The sequence below is a fragment of the Allobosea robiniae genome, assembly GCF_900102525.1.
Classification (GTDB): Bacteria; Pseudomonadota; Alphaproteobacteria; order Rhizobiales; family Beijerinckiaceae; genus Allobosea; species Allobosea robiniae.
Window position 1 is genome coordinate 1 of record NZ_FNBZ01000004.1, and the last position, 18,447, is coordinate 18,447.

Sequence of the window (18,447 nt, forward strand, 5' to 3'; positions counted from 1 at the left end):
CCGTCCGGCGAACCGGCATCAGCCTCAGCGTCCTTAGGAAGCGCAGAAGAGGCGCCGCTCAGCGGCGGCGCCGTCTCGATGGCCGGTTTATAGGCGGGACCCCTTTCTCCTGTCAACGCGCTTTTTGAAAGTTTTTCGACAAAAATGGGTTTCGTCATTATTCCAATGACTTAGACGAAAGTCGCAGTTTTCGACCCCTCGATAAGGGCCCCCCAGGCCCTCTTCTGCTGCCAGTCCTCTGTCCACGTCATCCGAGACGTTCCGGACGGCCCACAAAAGTCGGAGGCAGGCGGATCTTCAGGGAAGAGAAGCAGCTTCGCTCAAGGCTTCCGCCAGGAAGGTGCTGAGCGCTGCGACGGCGGCCGAGGCGCGCCCCGGCGCCAGGTGGAGCGCGATCTCGGAGGCCGGCAGGACAGGCAAGCCATGTTCGGCACCCAGCAACTGCAGGCCGGGACGGGCTGTACCCGCCTTGACCACGGTGAGCGCCACGCCGGAAGCGACCATCGCCTCGACGGCGCCAATGCTCGACGAGGAGAACAGGATGCGCCAGCGCAGGCCCGCCTCGTTCAACGCTTCGAGCGCCCATTCGCGGAACATGTTGGGCGCCTTGAGCAAGGCGAGCTGCAAGGGTTCCTCCAACGAGAAGGCGATGCGATCCGAGCAGGCCCAGGCCGTCTGCTCCTTGCGCAGGACCTCGCCGCGCCCATTGCCGGCCTTCTGGGTCGCGAGAACGAGATCGAACTCTTCGCCAAGGCTGTTCAGGAGATCGCGCGTGAAACCCGTCGTGACCTCGAGCTCGACGTCCGGATGCGAGCGCGCGAAGCGCGCCAGCGTCTCCGGCAGGACGATGGTGGCGTAATCGTCCATCACCGCGAGCCGGACCCGGCCGCTGACGCTCTGCGCATTGATGACGTCGAGCGCCTCGTCATGCAGCGCGACGATGCGGCGGGCATAGCCAAGGAACTGTTCGCCCGCGCGCGTGAGAAGAACTTCGTGCGGCGAGCGCTGCAACAGCGTCTGGCCGACCAGCTCCTCGAGGCGGCGGATCTGGGTGCTGACGGTCGACTGGCTGCGGAACAATGCAGTCGCGGCGCGCGTGAAGCTCCTGAGTTCCGCAACCGTGACGAAGCTGCGCAACAGGTCGACGTCGATATTGCGCAGCATGGTGCAACGCCCTCACCTCATAACCATCAAGCGGGAGCCGTTATCGCAATTCGGAAACCATCTGTCCCGTAGGCAAGGCCGAGGGGCCGCCATGCACGGCGCCGATCATGGAAATCGAAGAATTCAATTTTGTCGCAGGGCGCGGGGGCGATAGCCTGTCGCGCAACGGGACAATCAGAGCCCAAACCGCCGAGCCCGAGACCGGAGACGCTTAGCAATGCCTCGCTTGAGATCCGCCACCTCCACCCATGGCCGCAACATGGCCGGCGCCCGCGGCCTGTGGCGCGCAACCGGCATGAAGGACAGCGATTTCGGCAAGCCGATCGTCGCGGTGGTCAATTCCTTCACCCAGTTCGTGCCGGGCCATGTCCATCTCCAGGACCTCGGCCAATTGGTGGCGCGCGAGATCGAGAAGGCCGGCGGCGTCGCCAAGGAGTTCAACACGATCGCGGTCGATGACGGCATCGCGATGGGCCATGACGGCATGCTCTACAGCCTGCCCTCGCGCGAGCTGATCGCCGACAGCGTCGAATACATGGTCAACGCGCATTGCGCCGATGCGATGGTCTGCATCTCCAACTGCGACAAGATCACGCCCGGCATGCTGATGGCCTCGATGCGCCTGAATATCCCGACCGTGTTCGTCTCGGGCGGGCCGATGGAGGCCGGCAAGTTCATCGCCGAGGGCGTGCTGAAGAAGGTCGATCTCGTCGATGCGATGATCGCGGCGGCCGACGACAAGTATACCGACGCCGAGGTCGATGTGATCGAGCGCTCGGCCTGCCCGACCTGCGGCTCCTGCTCGGGCATGTTCACCGCCAATTCGATGAACTGCCTGACGGAGGCGCTCGGTCTCGCCCTGCCGGGCAACGGCTCGACGCTCGCCACCCATGCCGATCGCAAGCGCCTCTTCGTCCAGGCTGGCCACCTGATCGTCGATCTCGCCCGCCGCTATTACGAGCAGGACGACGAGAGCGTGCTGCCGCGCAAGGTCGGCTCGTTCAAGGCCTTCGAGAACGCGATGACGCTCGACATCGCCATGGGCGGCTCGACCAACACGGTGCTGCATCTGCTGGCCGCAGCGCACGAGGCCGAGATCGACTTCACCATGGCCGATATCGACCGGCTCTCGCGCCGCGTGCCCGTGCTCTGCAAGGTCGCGCCCGCCGTTGCCGACGTGCATATGGAAGACGTGCATCGCGCCGGCGGGATCATGGCGATCCTCGGCGAACTGGACCGCGCCGGGCTGATCGACACCTCGCTGCCGACCGTACACAGCACGACGATGGCGGACGCGCTGGCGCGCTGGGACATCACGCAGACCGAGAGCGAGGCGGTGCGCTCCTTCTATAGCGCAGCGCCCGGCGGCGTGCCGACGCAGACCGCCTTCAGCCAGGACCGCCGCTTCGCCGAGCTCGACGCCGACCGCGAGAAGGGCGTGATCCGCAGCGCGGAGCATGCCTATTCGAAGGATGGCGGCCTCGCCGTTCTGTTCGGCAACATCGCGCTCGACGGCTGCATCGTGAAGACGGCCGGCGTCGATGCCTCGATCCTCAAGTTCTCCGGGCCGGCCGTGATCTTCGAGAGCCAGGACGCGGCGGTCGAAGGCATCCTCAACCGCAAGGTCAAGGAAGGCGATATCGTGCTGATCCGCTACGAGGGGCCGCGCGGCGGGCCGGGCATGCAGGAAATGCTCTATCCGACGAGCTATCTGAAGTCGAAGGGGCTGGGCAAAGCCTGCGCGCTGATCACCGACGGGCGCTTCTCGGGCGGCTCGTCGGGCCTCTCGATCGGCCATGTCTCGCCGGAAGCGGCCGAGGGCGGCGCGATCGGCCTGGTCGAGAGCGGCGACATCATCGCGATCGACATCCCCAATCGCAGCATCTCGCTCCAAGTTTCCGACGAGGAACTGGCGCGTCGTCGTGCGGCGATGGAGGCCAAGGGCAAGGATGCCTGGAAGCCGGCCGCGCCGCGCAAGCGCAAGGTCACCACTGCGCTGAGGGCCTATGCCGCGACGACGACGAGCGCGGCCAAGGGCGCGGTGCGCGTCGTCGATTGATGATGACCGACCGCCCGGCCAACGCGGCCGGGCGGTCCTCGCTAGATCGAAATTCCCCAATCGCGCGGCTTGAAAAGACGTTTCTGCCTTTTGCATGAAAACAGCCAATCTGACGGCAGATTGACATTGCCCAGACAATCGCGATCCGCCTATTGAGCCTGCACTATATTTAAGCAGCCCAATCGGCCGTCATGAGTTCCGCTTCCCCTCCTTCGCCCGCGAGCCGGCGCTCGCATTTCCGGTTCTTCGTGCCGATCCTGGCCGGTGCAACCTGGCGCGACCGGCTGGTCTCCTGCGTCGGCGCGCTCGTCTGCGTCGGCGCGACCGGGCTGATCTGCGGCCTGCTGCTCGGCAATGACCCGCATCTGCCGCTTCTCGTGGCACCGATGGGTGCGTCAGCTCTGCTGCTTTTCGCGATCCCGTCGAGTCCGCTGGCGCAGCCCTGGCCGATCGTCGGCGGCAACACCGTCTCAGCCCTGATCGGCCTCCTCGTCAGCCGTTATGTGCCGGAGCCGGCGGTGGCTGCCGGCTGTGCGGTGGCGCTCGCGATCGCAGCAATGTCGCTTTTGCGCTGCCTGCATCCGCCGGGTGGAGCGGCGGCGCTGACCGCTGCGCTCGGCGGCCCCGCCGTCGCGACCTACGGGCTCGGCTTCGCCTTCGTCCCGGTCGGGCTCAACGCGCTCGTGCTGACCCTGCTCGGCGTGGCGTTCCACCGCTTCTCCAGCCACAGCTATCCGCATCGCGCACCAGCACCGGCGAACACCCACGGCACGAAGGACCCGCCCCCCGGCCAGCGCGTCGGCTTCAACGAGGACGATATCGACGCCGCGCTGAGCGATGTCGGAGAGGCCTTTGACATCGACCGCGAGGATCTCGACCGGCTGCTCCGGCGCGTCGAACTCCACGCGCTGGCGCGCAAGCGCGAGCTGCCGCGCTGCGCCGACATCATGTCCCGCGATCTCGTCCGCGTCGACCAGCACGACGATATCGAGACCGCCCGCCGTTTGCTGCTGGAGCATGCCATCCGCACCCTGCCCGTTGTCGATCGCGAGAACCGGCTGCTCGGCACGGTCGGCCTGCGCGAACTCACCCATCCCGGCCTGCGCGTTCGCGACGTGATGTCCCCTGCCGTGATCGCGCGCCCCGACGAGCCCGCCGTCGATCTCATCGCCGCCCTCACCGATGGCAGCCATCACGCCGTCATCGTCGTCGATGACGGCGAGCGTCTGGTCGGGCTCGTCAGCCAGAGCGATCTTCTGGCGATGCTGCTGCGACCGCTCCGACGTGAAGCGGCCTGAAAAAAGCGGGTTTCCCCCGGCTGCCATCCTGCTCTAGCCTTGTGGCGGGATATCAACGGAGGAATCCTGATGCGGGCTGCGATCGTCGCCCTGAGCTGCCTTCTGTCGCTGCCGGCGGCAGCCGCAGGTCCTTTCGGCAAGATCGCCGTCGGCAACTGGTCGGGCGGCACCTTCACCAACGACCAGAGCGGTGCCTTCTCGCATTGCGCCGTCAGCGCCCGCTACAAGAGCGGGGTGACGATGCTGACCTCGGTGACCGCGCAATTCTCCTGGCTGCTCGGCTTCTCGAAGCCCGAATGGAAGCTGAGAACCGGCGAGACGCTGAAGCTACGGCTCGTCTTCGACCGCAGCTCGACCATCGAGGTGACCGCCAACATCAAGTCGCCGACGCTCGTCACGATCGCCATGCCGGCGCAGTCCACCCTGATCAATGCCTTCCGGCAGGGGCGCTATCTCGAGCTGGTGGCCAATGACGCGCGCTATACCTTCGCGCTGACCTCGACCGGCGAGATGCTGCCGGCGTTGGTCGAATGCGTAAAGCAGAGCGCCAATGTGCGCGGCCCGGTCTCACCCGGCGCGCCCGTCCGGGCCCAGACACCGGAAGCCACGGAGAAGGAGCGCGCGGCGCGGGCCGAGAAGAAGGCCTTGCTGGAGAAGACACGCGACCTGATCCGCAGCAAGATGCTGGCCTGCATCGGCCGCGAGGGCGCGCCGATGCTGCTCACCGACGAGAAGGCAGAGGTCGTCGCCAAGGCCGCCATGCTGTTCTGCAAGGGCGATGTCGACGCCCTGACCCATGCCACAATCGAGATCATCGAAACCGAGGACGGCCGGCCGACCAATCGCAATGCCGTGCGCGAGGCCGCGGAAAAGCGGGTCCAGGAGGTGGTGACCGCCCATGTCATCCGCACCCGCGGCGAGATGATCGGCAAGGGGCAGAGGCCCGGCAATCCGGCGCCGAGCCGGCCGGCCGAGCCGGGATCGCGCCCCTCCCAGTCGCTTTAGAAACGCGAAACGCCGCGCCTTCCGGCGCGGCGTTCCCGAAACAGATACCCTGCCGAGGATCAGCCCTTCAGCTTGGTGTTGCACTGGCTCCAGTAGCCGCCGCCCTTCTCGATCCACTTGAGATCGCCATTGGCATTGGCAGCCTTGTTGGCATTGTACTGATCGACGCAGGTCTTGAGACGCGCCTTGCCGGCGGTCTCGCTCGAATATTTCTGCGAAACCGCCTTCGGGAAGATCGCGGCCTTGGCCTTGCCCGCCGGCATCGCCGCGGGCTTGGCAGCCGACCCGGCCGGCATCGCGGAAGCGGCTGGCTTCGCCGGCTCGGCCGGCATGGCAGCGGCTGCCTCGTCGTCAGCGGCGTCGTCGTCGCCGCACTGGGCCTTGCGGAAGTCGTTCCACTTCTGGCCCTTCAGCGTATTGGCCTTCTTGGCGTCCTGATACTTGACGCTGCATTCCTTCATGGTCAGCGCCGAGGCGGGCGCCACGGAGAAGGAAACGAGCGCGAAGGCCGATGCGGATGCGAGAATGAGAGTCCTGAACATGGCGTTCTCCATGGCAAAGCGTGCTGCCGCCGGTCGGCATGCCACTCCGATTTGCGCCCCGAAGCAAGTCCCCTCCGGCGCGCGAACAATGCTTCGGACCACAAGATGTTCCTTTTCGGGCGAATTCCCGCTCAGTAGTCCCTGAGACGCTCGCGGATGGCGAAACACGCCGGCCCCTTGCAGGGCATCACTATTTCCCTGCTATATGACGGCCCGCCAAACCCCTGGAGACGACATGGCACGGCCGTCAGACGCCGCGAAGGACCGCGAGCTCATCCGCATCCTCACCGAGAATGCGCGCTTGCCGCTGTCCGAGATCGCCAAGCAGCTTGGCGTCTCCCGGGCGACAGCGCAGGGGCGGCTGAGCCGGCTCGAACGCGACGGAGTGATCGCCGGCTACACCACGATCCTCGGCAAGGCGAGCCGGCCTGCGACGACGATCGCGGCCCTGATCCTGATCGAGCTGGAGATGAAACAGCAGGGCGGCGTGGTCGCTGCGCTGAAAAAACGGCCGGAAATCGTGCAATGTCACACGTTGAGCGGTCATTTCGACCTCAGCGTCAAGATCGAATGCGAGACCTCCAGCGACCTCGACACGATCATCGACTGGATCGCCGAGATGGAAGGCGTGCGCCGGACGACATCCTCGGTGATTCTAGCCCGCAAGTTCGAACGCTGAGGGCGAGGCGGCCGGCGGCTTGCGGCGTTTCCCATCGTCTTGGTTCATTACCCATCGAACTGAAACACCATAACGCGCTCCTCCGACGATCCGCCCGTTAAAGCCGGCACGGCTCGCGGCGATGCTCCGTATCGAGGGGAAGGCTCCTGGCCGACCCGACACTCAACCAGGAGATCGCGACATGACCATCCAGAAGCGCATTGCCGTGCTCGGCGCCGGCCAGATCGGCGTCATCATCGCCGGCATGCTGGCCGAGCAGGGCCATCAGGTGACGCTGGCCGACGCCTCCGCCGCGCAGCTCAAGCACGCCGCTGGCGGCCGCTTCGCCACCGAGACCGTCGATGCTTCCAATCTCGACGCGCTGCGCGTCTTCCTGAAAGACCGCGACATCGTCGTCAGCGCCTGCCCGTACTTCCTGAACAAGGGCATCGCCAAGGTCGCGGCCGAGACCAAGACCCATTATTTCGACCTGACCGAGGACGTCGCCACCACTTCCTACATCAAGGAACTCGGTGAGACCTCGGATGTCGCGCTGGTGCCGCAATGCGGCCTGGCTCCCGGCTTCATCTGCATCCTCGGCGCCGACATGGCCGCGCGCTTCGAGAATGTCCGCGCGATCAAGATGCGCGTCGGCGCGCTGCCGCTCTATCCGACCAATGCACTGCGCTACAACGTGACCTGGTCGGTCGACGGCCTGATCAACGAATACTGCAACCCTTGCGAGATCGTCTTCGACGGCCAGCCGACCCTGGTGCCGGCGCTCGAAGGCATCGAGAGCGTGATGATCGACGGCGTCGCCTACGAGGCCTTCAACACCTCGGGTGGCCTCGGCACGCTGACCGAGACGCTCGCTGGCAAGGTCCGCAACATGAGCTACAAGACGCTGCGCTATCCCGGCCATGCCGAGATCATGAAGCTCCTGCTGCGCGACCTCGATCTCGCCGATGACCGCGAGACGCTCCGCCGCATCCTCACGCACTCCGCACCCTTCACCCGCAAGGACGTGGTCGTGATTTTCGTGACCGGCGTGGGCGAGCGGAACGGCCGCCTGGAGGAGGAGAGCGTCGTGCTGCGCTATGACGGCAATGACGAGCTCGGTGCGATCCAGCTGACCACCGCCGCCGGCTGCGTCGCGATGGTCGAGCTCTTCCTCGCCGGCAAGCTGCCCGCCAAGGGCTTCGTGCGCCAGGAGGACGCTGTCCTCGCCGATTTCCTCGCGACCAGGGCCGGCGCCCGGCTGGTCGGCGAAGCGCGCGGTGTCGACGCGGCCGGCCTGGTGCCGACCGTCGCGATCAAGAGCGCGGCCTGAGCGGCTGCTCGCTCACAAGTCAGGCTCTGCCCGTCAGAGCCTGACGCCCAGACCGCGCAGTTCGGCGCGCAGGTCGATGGGCTCGACGAAATGGATGGCCCGCATGCCGATATCGCGGGCCCCCACCACGTTCTTCTCGCTGTCGTCGACGAAGATGCAGTCCGCGGCCTTCAGGCCATAGCGATCGAGCAGCACCTCGTAGATCGCCCGCTCCGGCTTCAGCATCCGCTCATGAGCGGAGACGACGACGCCGTCAAAACTCTGCAGGAACGGGAAGCGGATCAGGCATTCCGCCCATTTCTCGCGCGAGAAATTGGTGATGGCGTAGACCTTCTCGCCCTGCCCTTTGAGCTCCTCCAGCACCGCGACGCTGTCGGCGATGGCATGGGGCACGCTGTCGTGCCAGCTCTCGTCGAAGGCGCGAATCTCGCGCTCCCATTCGGGATGCTGTTTCACCAGCAGCGCGACGCCCTCCTCCCAGGAGCGGCCACGGTCCTGCTCCAGATTCCAGTCGCCGGTGCAGATGTTCTGCATGAACCAGTCGAGCCGCTCGGTCTCGGGGATGAGCGCGCGATAGATCAGCCGCGCATCCCAGCGCAGCAGGACATTGCCGACATCGAAGACGACGGTGGGAGTGCTGGAAGCCATGGCCAAACCCGGTTGAAAGGGCCGGCAGGACAAACCATTCACGCGCTTGTGTCCAGACGTGCAGGACAGCAGCCGACCCCATCGTTTATGCCGGGGTCATGAGCACCCGCACCACGAATACCGCCTTGCGAACCTGGCTGCCCTGGACCGACAGGCAGGGCCGGTTCTCGGCCTTAAGGGCTGCGGCCTTCGCGCTGCTCCTCGTGCCGGCACTCATGCTGCTCTACGCCGCCTGGATGCACCAGCTCGGCTCCAAGCCCTGGACGCAGGCGATCCACCAGATCGGGACCTGGACGGTCAGGATCCTCATCGCCACGCTGGCGGTCTCGCCGTTCCGGCGCCTGTTCGACTGGGGCAAGCTGATCGGCATCCGTCGTATGCTCGGCCTCGGCGTGATGGCCTATGCGCTCGGCCATCTCGCGCTCTACTGCATCGACATGGCCTTCGACTGGGGACTGATCGTCTCCGAGATCGTCAAGCGCTTCTACCTGACCATCGGCTTCGTCGCGCTCATCGGCCTCGTCGCGCAGGGCGTGACCTCGACCGACGGCATGATCCGCCGGCTCGGCAAGAACTGGCAGCGCCTGCACAACCTCGTCTACCCCATCGCAATGCTGGCGCTGCTGCATTTCGCGCTGCAATCGAAGATCGACGTCACCGAACCCGTGCTGATGAGCGGGCTGTTCCTGCTGCTGATGCTCTATCGCTGCCTATATCGCTGGAAGCTGCCGGTCTCAGTGCCGGTACTCGCAGGCGTGTCGCTGCTGGCGGGGCTTCTCACGGCCGGGCTGGAAGCGGGCTGGTATGCGGCGACCTCCGGGGTCTCGGCCTGGCTGGTCTTCCAGGCCAATGCCGACATCCTGACCTATCAGGACTATGCCTCGATCCGGCCGGCGCATTGGGTCGTGCTCGCGGGCCTCGCGGTAGCCCTCGGCCATGGCTTGCGTGCTCGAAAAGCCCGCCCGCCGCGGCAGGCTCGTCAGAGCGCGCCCGCTCCGGCGGCGTGAGAGAAAAACTTTCCAAGTTTCGACATCTTCCAGATGGAAAGGGTTTCCCCCTCCAGCACTCATGCTCTAACCCTGTGACATGCCTGACGACCCGCACGCCCAGCCCACGGCCGATGTCGTAGAAGCCGAGCTCGCCTCGGAGGGCATCAAGCCTACCCAGGCGCGGGTCTCGCCCTTCGTCCCGCTGCAGCAGCCGATCTTCCGCGCCGTCTGGTTCGCCAGCCTGGTCTCGAATTTCGGCGGCTTGGTCCAGGCGGTCGGGGCGTCGTGGATGATGGCCTCGATCTCGCCCTCGGCCGAGCTCGTGGCGCTGGTCCAGGCCTCGACGACCTTGCCGGTGATGCTGTTCTCGCTGGCGGCCGGGGCCATCGCCGACAATTACGACCGACGCAAGATCCTGCTGACCGCGCAGGTCTTCATGCTGACGGTCTCGATCGGGCTCGCGGTCTGCGCCTGGTTCGGCCTGATCACGCCCTGGCTGCTGCTGACCTTCACCTTCCTGATCGGCTGCGGGACGGCGCTGAACAACCCGGCCTGGCAATCCTCGGTCGGCGACATGGTCCCGCGCCGCGACGTGCCGGCCGCGGTGACGCTCAACAGCGTCGCCTTCAACATCGCCCGCAGCGTAGGTCCCGCGATCGGCGGCGCGATTGTTGCGGCGGCCGGCGCGGTGGCCGCCTTCATCATCAACGCCTTCAGCTATATCCCGCTCTTGATCGTGCTGGCGCGCTGGTCACCGCCGAAGGTCGAGCGCCTGCTGCCGCGCGAGACATTGTTCATCGCGATGAGCGCCGGCATCCGCTATGTCGCGATGTCCCCGAATATCCGGACCGTCACGCTGCGCGCCTTCGTCTACGGCTTCGGCGCCATCGTCGGTCTGGCGCTGCTGCCATTGATCGCGCGCGATCTCGTGCGCGGCGGCCCGCTGACCTATGGCGTGCTGCTCGGCGCCTTCGGTGCCGGCGCGGTGGCCGGCGCCTTCATGAGCGCACGCCTGCGACGGTCGATGAGCACGGAAGCGCTCGTCCGCTCGACCTTCGTCGCCTATGCCTGCGGCGTCACGCTGATCGCCTTCAGCAAGACGATCTGGTTGGCGATGGCGGGCCTGTGCGTCTGCGGCGCGTGCTGGGTTCTGGCGCTTTCCACCTTCAACGCCACGGTGCAGCTCTCGGCGCCGCGCTGGGTCGTCGGCCGGGCGCTAGCGATGTACCAGATGGCGACCTTCGGCGGCATGGCGATGGGCAGCTGGGCCTGGGGCCGCTCGGCATTGCATTTTGGCGTCGAGAAGGCCCTGCTGATGTCGGCGGCCACCCTCTTGATCGGAGCGGCGCTCGGCCTGCGCTACCGGCTGCCGCCGCTCGAGGAGCTCAATCTCGACCCGCTCAGCCGCTGGCGCGAGCCCAAGGTCGCAGTCGATATCGAGCCGCGCTCCGGCCCGGTCATCGTCACCATCGAATACATCATCAAGCCCGAGGACGTCGTCGCCTTCCTGACCACGATGGCGGAGCGCCGGCGCATCCGGCGCCGTGACGGCGCAAGGCACTGGACCCTGCTGCGCGACCTGACCGACCCGACGCTGTGGATCGAGCGCTATGACAGCCCGACCTGGGTCGAATATGTCCGGCAGAACCAGCGCGTCACCCAGGCCGATGCCGAGATCGGCGAGCAGGTCCGCGCGCTGCATAGCGGCCCGAACCCGCCGGTGGTCCACCGCATGATCGAGCGGCAGACGGCCTCGCTGCCGCAATTTGCGGCGAGCCGGACGCCGACGCTGGCGGATTCGCTCAACGACCCGGCGCGGCCGGCTTAAACGACAGGTCTCAGCCGACGATCCAGAGGCCGGCGAGGCCGACCATGCCGACGATGATCCGCCACCAGGCGAAGGGCGCAAAGCCGCGCTTCGAGACGAAATCGAGGAAGCTGCGCACCACGACCAGCGCCGAGATGAAGGCGGCGACGAAGCCGACGCCGATCATGACGCCGTCGTCGAAGGTCAGGAACTTGTAGCTCTTGAGCAGGTCATAGGCGAAGGCGCCGGCCATGGTCGGCATCGCCAGGAAGAAGGAAAACTCGGCCGCCGCGCGCTTGCTGGCGCCGAGCAGCATCGCACCGACGATGGTCGAGCCCGAGCGCGAGACGCCGGGCACCATCGCCAGGCACTGGATCAGGCCGATCTTGAAATACATCGGCAGCGGGAAGGTGGTGGCGTCGGTGTGCTTCTCCTGCAATTCCAGCTCGTCGACGACGAGCAGGATCAGGCCGCCGGCGATCAGCGTGCAGCAGACGATGAAGGGGTTGAACAGCACTCCCTTGATGAAGCCGTGCAGCAATGCACCGATCACCGCCGCCGGCAGGAAGGCGATGAGCACGCCGATGACGAAGCGGCGGGCCGAGGGGTCGCTGGGAATGCGCAAGGCGATATCGAGCAGGCGGCGGAAATAGACCAGCGTGATCGCCAGGATCGCACCGAGCTGGACCAGAACCTCGAAGGTCTTGCCGTTGGATTCGAAGCCGAGGAAATGGCCGATCAGGAGCAGATGCCCGGTCGAAGAGACCGGCAGGAACTCGGTCAGGCCCTCGACGATGCCGAGAACGAAGGCTTCGATCAGGTTGTGCATGGAAGGCTTTCCTCGCGCGAATCAGGCGGCACGGACGTTCGTCTGCACCGGCCTTCCGCCGGCTTACGCCCAGCTCTTTGCAAATTGGTTACCACTTCGCGAAGCAGCACCGGCAAATTGCGGGCTTCGGCATCGCCGCGGGTTGTGGCGGTTTTCCGGCGTGATTATAGCAAGCCGCCGTCGCCTATCGGGTCGCTGCAAGCCCGGCGGCCCTGCTTCCGTCGCATTTCACCTGCTTCACAGTGCTCATGAGTGCCATGGCGACCCTGTATCATTACCCGCTATGCCCGCATTCGCGTTTCATCCGCCTCGCGCTCAGCGAGTTCGGCATGGAGGCCGAGCTGGTCGAGGAACGCGTCTGGGAGCGCCGACGGGAGTTCATCGAGCTCAATACCGCGGGCACGACGCCCGTCTTCCAGGAGCAGAATGGCCTCACCGTTCCCGGCGCCGGGCCGATCGCGGAATATCTCGACGAGACGCGGGGCCTGGCGCTGGGCGACCGCCGCCTGCTGCCTGAAGGGCCGGGCGAGCGCGTCGAGGTGCGCCGCCTGCTCGACTGGTTCAACCTCAAGTTCCACGAGGAAATCACCGGCCCGCTCGTGCTGGAAAAGGTGATGAAGCGCTTCATGAGCCGCGACGATGGCGGCGGCTCGCCCGATATGAGCACGATCCGCGCGGCGCGCGCCAATGTGCGCTATCATCTGCGCTATATCTCCTGGCTGCTGGCCAAGAGGAACTGGCTCGCGGGCGCCCAGATGAGCTATGCCGATCTCGCGGCAGCGGCGCATCTGTCCTGCGTCGACTATCTCGGCGACGTGCCCTGGGAAGAGGATGAGGCGGCTCGCGCATGGTATGCGAGGATCAAGTCGAGACCGAGCTTCCGGCCGCTGCTGAGCGACCGCATACCCGGCATGGCTCCGAGCGCCCATTACGACAATCTGGATTTTTGAACGCAGAGAAGCTGAAACGCGCCGTCGCTGAGCGAGCCCTTTCCGAAGGCTTCGCGGTGATGCGCGTCGCCGGCGCCGATGCGATTCCGCAGGCGCCGGAACGCCTCGAAGCCTGGCTCGCCAATGGCTACCAGGGCGAGATGGGTTGGATGGCGGAGCGCCAGGCGCAGCGCGCCGATCCGCGCCAGCTCTGGGGTGAAGTCCGCTCCGTCGTCATGCTCGGCATGAACTATGCCGGCGAGGGCGATCCGCTCGCCATCCTCGCGCAGCCCGACAAGGCGGCGATCTCGCTCTATGCGAGACGGCGCGACTATCACGACGTCATCAAGGGCAAGCTGAAGAGCGTCGCGGGGCTGCTCGCCGCGCGCGGCGGCGCCGACGTCAAGGTCTTCGTCGATACCGCCCCGGTCATGGAAAAGCCGCTGGCGCAGGCGGCCGGACTCGGCTGGCAAGGCAAGCACACCGTGCTGGTCTCGCGCGAGCATGGCTCCTGGCTCCTGCTAGGCGCGATCTACACCACCGCCGAAATGCCGGCCGACGCGGCCAAGCGCGACCATTGCGGCTCCTGCCGGCGCTGCCTCGATATCTGCCCGACCGATGCCTTCCCGGCGCCCTACCAGCTCGATGCGCGCCGCTGCATCGCCTATCTCACGATCGAGCACGCAGGCCATATCGACGCCGCCTTGCGGCCCGGCATCGGCAATCGCGTCTTCGGTTGCGACGATTGCCTCGCCGTCTGCCCCTGGAACAAGTTCGCCGCCGCCGCGCAGGAAACGCGGCTCGCCCTCAAGGACGAGCTCGACGGGCTCGACCTCGCCGCGCTCGCCCGCCTCGACGATCCCGCCTTCCGCACGCTCTTCGCGGGCACGCCGGTGAAGCGCACCGGGCGTGACCGCTTCCTGCGCAATGTACTGATCGCGATCGGCAACAGTGGCCGGCCTGAGCTGATCGAGAGCGCCCTGCCCCATCTCGCCGATCCCTCACCGCTGGCCCGCGCCATGGCTGTCTGGGCGCTGGGACGGCTGGACACCAAGCGTGCGAGAACGCTCGCCGTGGCTGGGCTCCGAGACGAGACCGATCCGCAGGTGCGCGCCGAATGGTACGCACTCATGCCTCAGACGGAAGACGCCGCATGAATATCCTGATCCTCGGCCTCGGCTATTCCGCCGGGTTCTTCGCGCGCGCCGCGCTGGCGCGGGGCTGGGAGGTGACGGGCACCGTCCGCTCAGCCGAAAGGGCGGCCGAGCTCAGCCGCGAGGGCATCCGGACGCTGGTCTTCGGCGGCTTCGCGGTCTCGTCCGCCCTCGCCAAGGCGGTGGCGGAGGCCGATGCGGTGCTGGTCTCGGTGCAGCCGGCGGAGGATGGCGACCCGGCGCTCGGCCCCTTGCGCGCGGCGCTCATGGCGGCGCCGAACCTGCGCTGGATCGGCTATCTCTCGACGATCGGCGTCTATGGCGACCAGGGCGGCGAATGGATCGACGAAGCCACGCCGCCGGCGCCGACCAATGCCCGCACGCGCCAGCGCGTCGCGATCGAGGAGGCCTGGCTGCAGCTTGGACGCGACAGCGGCAAGCCGGTGCAGATCTTCCGCCTGTCGGGAATCTACGGGCCGGGCCGCAACGCCATCGTCAAGCTGCGCGAGGGCAAGGCGACACGCTTGATCAAGCCGGGGCAGGTGTTCAACCGCATCCATGTCGATGACATCGCCGGGGTGCTGATGGCCTCGCTGGCCCAGCCGCGCCAGGGCGCGATCTACAACGTCACCGACGACGAGCCCGGCCCGCCGCAGGACGTCATCACCTTCGCGGCCGAGCTGACAGGCCTTGAGCCACCGCCCGAAATCCCGTTCGAGCAGGCAAAACTCTCGCCGATGGCAGCGAGCTTCTATGGCGAGAGCAAGCGCGTCTCGAATGCGCTGGTGAAGCGGGAACTGGGCTATGCCTTCCGCTACCCGACCTATCGCGAAGCGCTGCGCGCCCTCGCCGAAGCCGGCGAATAGTCAGGCGGCGCGGCGCGGCGTCTCGCCGCCGTAATAGTCGGCATAACGCTTGTCGATCGCCGAGACCGGCAACACGACGAGCACGTCGGTCGTGCCGAACTGGTGGTCGATCACGGCGCCGGTGCCGAAGCGCGCGCCGATGCGCAGATAGCCCTTGATCAGGGGCGGCAGCTGCTTGAGGGCGAGCTTGGCGTCGACCATCTCCGGCGGCAGGCGATCCATGCCGACGAAATGCTCGGCATGCGCGATCGCGGCCCAGTCGCCTTCCGAGCGGGCCTGATGGTGCAGGAAGCTCAGCGGCAGCGCCAGCGCATCGGGATCGGTGCCGTCGAAGGAGGCGCAGCCGAACATCGCGTCGATGCGGTGATGCTGGAGATAGGCCCAGATACCGGCCCAGAGCAGCTCCACCGTCCGCTTGGTGCGATAGGGCTTCAGGACGCAGGAGCGGCCGAGCTCGAGGAAGCGCTGGCCGGGATGGCGCGCCAGCATCGGGCCGAGATCGAATTCGCCCTGCGTATAGAATCCGCCAAGCCGCTCGGCCGCGCTCTGGCGCATCAAACGGTAGGTGCCGACCACCTTGGGCTTGATGCCGCCGAAGCGGCCGCGCGCCGCATGATCGATGACGAGAAGATGGTCGCAGGCCTTGTCGAAACGATCGGCATCGCGGCGGAACATGCGGGAGACGACATCGGGCTTGGCCGACATCTCCTGATAGAAGACCCGGTAGCGCAGGCGCTGCGCCCGCCAGATCTCGCGCGGGCCGCGCGCCAGCCGAACCTCGAGCGAGCCGAGCCGGCCGAGCGTGCCCGACAGCAGCGGCGTCTCGCCGATCCCGTCACCGGCGCGGCGCATGGATCCGCCCCTCATCAGCATCAACGGCGCGAATCGCGAGAATGGATTGCCGGCTGACGACCGGCCAGGCAGCGCGTTCTTGCTTCCAGAAACGTGCAGTGCCATCGCTTTTCTCATCTCCTGCCGCTACCGGCATGAGGTAGGCTTGCTCCGATGATCTTACAACTTCGCGACGAAACTGCGTCGGAGCGATGACGGTCGTCAAGCCGTCAGGCTGCCGGCCGCGTTCTGCGACAGGCGCTCCAGCCAGCGCAGCAGGGCCTCGCGCTCCAGTGGTTTCGCCAGGCAATCATCCATCCCGGCGGCAAAGGCCGCGGCCCGGTCGGCCGCCGAGACATTGGCCGTGACCGCTACCAGCGGCAGCGTCGCGGCACGGCCGAGCCGTCTTTCCAGGGCGCGGATGGCACGGGCGCAATCGAGCCCGGTCATCACCGGCATCCGGACATCGAGCAAGGCAAGCGCCAATGGCGGCGCCGTGCCGGCAAAGCTGGCCTCGACCCGCTTCAAAGCCTCGCCCCCGTCACGCGCCCAGATGGCTGTGCAACCGAAACGCTCCAAGGTGCGCGTCGCGAGCAGGGCATTGATCTCGTTGTCTTCGGCGACCAGCACCGTCAGCCCCGTGCCCGGCTGGCGCGTGGGCATCGACGCCGGCGCCGGAGCCTCGCCGATCGCGGCCGCCCCGGGCGGAAGCCCGTTGCCCAGGCGCTCATAGAGGGAGCGCGTCCGCACCGGCTTGATCAGGAAGCCGGAGAAGCCCGCCGCCTGCGGCGACCCGAACTGCCGGCGCGCATGGGGCGAGAGCAGGATCAGGCAATCCCGAATGCCGGCCGCCGCAACCGCCGCCGCGAGCTGCTTGGCCGGCTCATCGCCGAGTGCATGGTCGACCAGCACCGCCGTGACCGGGATATCCCCGGCGAGCTTCACCCGCGCAGCCTCGGCCGTGCCGGCGATGGAGATCGACGCTCCGGTCGTCCGTATCGTCTCGGCCAGGAAGCGCGCGGCGAAGGGAGCCGGCGAGACCAGCAGGACATGCTGCCCCGGCCAGTGTGGAATCCGCGCCTCCGGCGCATCGATTGCCGCTACCAGCGGCAGGGTGACGCGGAAGGTCGCGCCCTCACCCAATCGACTTTCGGCCCGCACCTCGCCACCCATCAGGCGCGCAAGGCGGCGAACGATCGCGAGGCCGAGGCCGGTGCCCGTCTGCCGGGCGTCGATGCCAGGGTCGAGCTGCTCGAACTCACCGAAGATGGTATCGAGCCGGTCGGCCGGAATGCCCGGCCCGGTATCGGCGACGGCGATCTCCAGGCGATCATCGGTGCAGGCCATGCTCAAGCCCACGCCGCCGGCTTCCGTGAACTTCACGGCATTGCCGACGAGATTCAGCAGGACCTGGCGCAATCGGTCGCGATCGCCGACAAGCCTTGCCGGGAAGTCGGGCGCGATATGGGCTGCGAGCTCGATGCCCTTGGCCTGCGCGCGCGGCGCCATCAATTCCGCGACGGTCTCGACGAGCTGGGCCGGATCGAAGGGTTCCTCGACCAGTTCGAGCTTGCCGGCCTCGACCTTGGCGAAATCGAGGATGTCGTCGACCAGCGCGAGCAAGGCCTCGCCGGAGGTGCGCAGCGCGGCCACATAGGTCGCCTGCTCCGCATCGGGGCCGGTATCGGTGAGGAGATCGGCCATGCCGAGAATGCCGTTGAGCGGCGTGCGGAATTCGTGGCTGACGGTCGCCAGGAAACGCGATTTCGCCTCGTTCGCCGCCTCGGCGCGGGCCCGAGCCTCGACCAGCGCATCCTCGCCGGCGATGCGCGCCGAGATGTCGCGGCCGACGCGCTGGATCAGCGTACGCCCGTCGGGCCCGGGAACGACGGTCTCGATCCAGGAGATCCAGCGCTCGCCTTCATAGGTCGCGAGGCATTCGTCGAAGCTGCGGGCGCCGCCTTCCAGCAGCACGAGCGGGCGACTGGCGAGCTGCGGCAGCAGCATCCGGCTGCCGACGAGATCCTGCTCCCCGGCCCCGAACAAGGCGGCGTAGGCCCGGTTGGCATAGACGATCCGCGCGCCGTCGCGTCGGACGATCAGGTCGCCCTGGGCTTCGATCAGGCTGCGATAGCGTTCCTCGCTATCGGCGAGAGTCCAGAGCCGGTCGTTGAGAGCTTCGGCATCATGGGCGAGCGAGGCCACCTGCCGGCGGAGGTCACCGCGCTGGCGCAGCAGCCACAGCACGGCCCCCGCAGCCGGGAGAAGCAAAGCCGCGAAGGCAAGGGCGAACCATGACCAGATCGAAGAAGCCATGCCCTTCGATCTACGCAGCACG

17 protein-coding genes are annotated in these 18,447 nt (G+C 66.9%); 10 read left to right on the top strand and 7 right to left on the bottom strand.

Translation table 11 applies throughout. The annotated features are described in order from the left end of the window. Positions 1 to 297: 297 nt before the first annotated feature. Entirely contained in the window at positions 298 to 1,164 is an 867-nt protein-coding gene (locus BLQ70_RS11845) for a LysR substrate-binding domain-containing protein (RefSeq protein WP_091857157.1), read from the bottom strand. A gap of 217 nt (positions 1,165 to 1,381) precedes the next feature. Here BLQ70_RS11845 and ilvD point away from each other — a divergent pair, with 217 nt between their 5' ends. From ilvD to BLQ70_RS11860, 3 genes are all read left to right on the top strand, one after another. Then, on the top strand, positions 1,382 to 3,223 hold the full coding sequence (gene ilvD / locus BLQ70_RS11850; RefSeq protein WP_091857158.1) for a dihydroxy-acid dehydratase: 1,842 nt from the start codon (positions 1,382 to 1,384) through the stop codon (positions 3,221 to 3,223). A 191-nt stretch (positions 3,224 to 3,414) separates the two neighbouring features. Further along, the gene (locus tag BLQ70_RS11855) at positions 3,415 to 4,521 is read left to right on the top strand and encodes an HPP family protein (protein WP_091857159.1); all 1,107 of its coding nucleotides are present in this window, start codon (positions 3,415 to 3,417) and stop codon (positions 4,519 to 4,521) included. 69 nt (positions 4,522 to 4,590) lie between these two features. After that, a complete protein-coding gene (locus BLQ70_RS11860) occupies positions 4,591 to 5,526 on the top strand; it encodes a hypothetical protein (protein ID WP_091857160.1) in 936 nt (311 codons plus the stop codon). 59 nt (positions 5,527 to 5,585) lie between these two features. Here the strand turns inward: BLQ70_RS11860 and BLQ70_RS11865 are convergent, their stop codons facing one another. After that, on the bottom strand, positions 5,586 to 6,068 hold the full coding sequence (locus BLQ70_RS11865; RefSeq protein ID WP_061971854.1) for a hypothetical protein: 483 nt from the start codon (positions 6,066 to 6,068) through the stop codon (positions 5,586 to 5,588). Between the two features lie 235 nt (positions 6,069 to 6,303). On the opposite strand from BLQ70_RS11865, the gene BLQ70_RS11870 reads away from it, so the two are divergent. After that, a complete protein-coding gene (locus BLQ70_RS11870) occupies positions 6,304 to 6,747 on the top strand; it encodes an Lrp/AsnC family transcriptional regulator (protein ID WP_061971852.1) in 444 nt (147 codons plus the stop codon). A 181-nt stretch (positions 6,748 to 6,928) separates the two neighbouring features. Beyond that, complete coding sequence (locus BLQ70_RS11875; RefSeq protein ID WP_091857161.1) at positions 6,929 to 8,056, top strand: saccharopine dehydrogenase family protein; 1,128 nt, start codon at positions 6,929 to 6,931, stop codon at positions 8,054 to 8,056. A 33-nt stretch (positions 8,057 to 8,089) separates the two neighbouring features. Here the strand turns inward: BLQ70_RS11875 and BLQ70_RS11880 are convergent, their stop codons facing one another. Then, the gene (locus BLQ70_RS11880) at positions 8,090 to 8,704 is read right to left on the bottom strand and encodes an HAD family hydrolase (RefSeq protein WP_091857162.1); all 615 of its coding nucleotides are present in this window, start codon (positions 8,702 to 8,704) and stop codon (positions 8,090 to 8,092) included. Between the two features lie 98 nt (positions 8,705 to 8,802). On the opposite strand from BLQ70_RS11880, the gene BLQ70_RS11885 reads away from it, so the two are divergent. Beyond that, the gene (locus tag BLQ70_RS11885; RefSeq protein WP_091857163.1) at positions 8,803 to 9,711 is read left to right on the top strand and encodes a protein-methionine-sulfoxide reductase heme-binding subunit MsrQ; all 909 of its coding nucleotides are present in this window, start codon (positions 8,803 to 8,805) and stop codon (positions 9,709 to 9,711) included. 79 nt (positions 9,712 to 9,790) lie between these two features. Further along, entirely contained in the window at positions 9,791 to 11,521 is a 1,731-nt protein-coding gene (locus tag BLQ70_RS11890) for an MFS transporter (protein ID WP_082617758.1), read from the top strand. 10 nt (positions 11,522 to 11,531) lie between these two features. On the opposite strand, the gene BLQ70_RS11895 is transcribed toward BLQ70_RS11890, so the two are convergent. After that, positions 11,532 to 12,329 (bottom strand): undecaprenyl-diphosphate phosphatase, encoded by a 798-nt coding sequence (locus BLQ70_RS11895; protein ID WP_061971844.1) that lies wholly within the window; start codon positions 12,327 to 12,329, stop codon positions 11,532 to 11,534. 257 nt (positions 12,330 to 12,586) lie between these two features. On the opposite strand from BLQ70_RS11895, the gene BLQ70_RS11900 reads away from it, so the two are divergent. Genes BLQ70_RS11900 through BLQ70_RS11910 form a run of 3 tightly spaced genes read left to right on the top strand, consistent with a single transcriptional unit; the run spans position 12,587 to position 15,278 of the window. Next, the gene (locus tag BLQ70_RS11900) at positions 12,587 to 13,279 is read left to right on the top strand and encodes a glutathione S-transferase family protein (protein WP_091857706.1); all 693 of its coding nucleotides are present in this window, start codon (positions 12,587 to 12,589) and stop codon (positions 13,277 to 13,279) included. After that, positions 13,276 to 14,415 carry a tRNA epoxyqueuosine(34) reductase QueG gene (queG, locus tag BLQ70_RS11905; RefSeq protein ID WP_342028486.1) on the top strand — a complete coding sequence of 380 codons (1,140 nt, stop codon included), beginning with the start codon at positions 13,276 to 13,278 and terminating at the stop codon, positions 14,413 to 14,415. Before BLQ70_RS11900 ends, queG begins: the two co-directional genes overlap by 4 nt. Continuing rightward, positions 14,412 to 15,278, top strand: a complete 867-nt coding sequence (locus BLQ70_RS11910) for an SDR family oxidoreductase (protein ID WP_091857165.1) — start codon at positions 14,412 to 14,414, stop codon at positions 15,276 to 15,278. The genes queG and BLQ70_RS11910 overlap by 4 nt, the downstream gene beginning before the upstream one ends. On the opposite strand, the gene olsB is transcribed toward BLQ70_RS11910, so the two are convergent. From olsB to BLQ70_RS11920, 3 genes are read right to left on the bottom strand one after another with little or no spacing between them, the layout of a single operon-like run. Then, positions 15,279 to 16,130: a l-ornithine N(alpha)-acyltransferase gene (olsB, locus tag BLQ70_RS11915; RefSeq protein WP_244493031.1), complete on the bottom strand. Its 852-nt coding sequence runs from the start codon at positions 16,128 to 16,130 to the stop codon at positions 15,279 to 15,281. It lies immediately after the preceding gene. Continuing rightward, positions 16,114 to 16,335 carry a hypothetical protein gene (locus BLQ70_RS25955; RefSeq protein ID WP_244493030.1) on the bottom strand — a complete coding sequence of 74 codons (222 nt, stop codon included), beginning with the start codon at positions 16,333 to 16,335 and terminating at the stop codon, positions 16,114 to 16,116. The genes olsB and BLQ70_RS25955 overlap by 17 nt, the downstream gene beginning before the upstream one ends. Beyond that, complete coding sequence (locus tag BLQ70_RS11920) at positions 16,332 to 18,425, bottom strand: ATP-binding protein (protein ID WP_091857166.1); 2,094 nt, start codon at positions 18,423 to 18,425, stop codon at positions 16,332 to 16,334. The genes BLQ70_RS25955 and BLQ70_RS11920 overlap by 4 nt, the downstream gene beginning before the upstream one ends. Positions 18,426 to 18,447 lie beyond the last annotated feature (22 nt).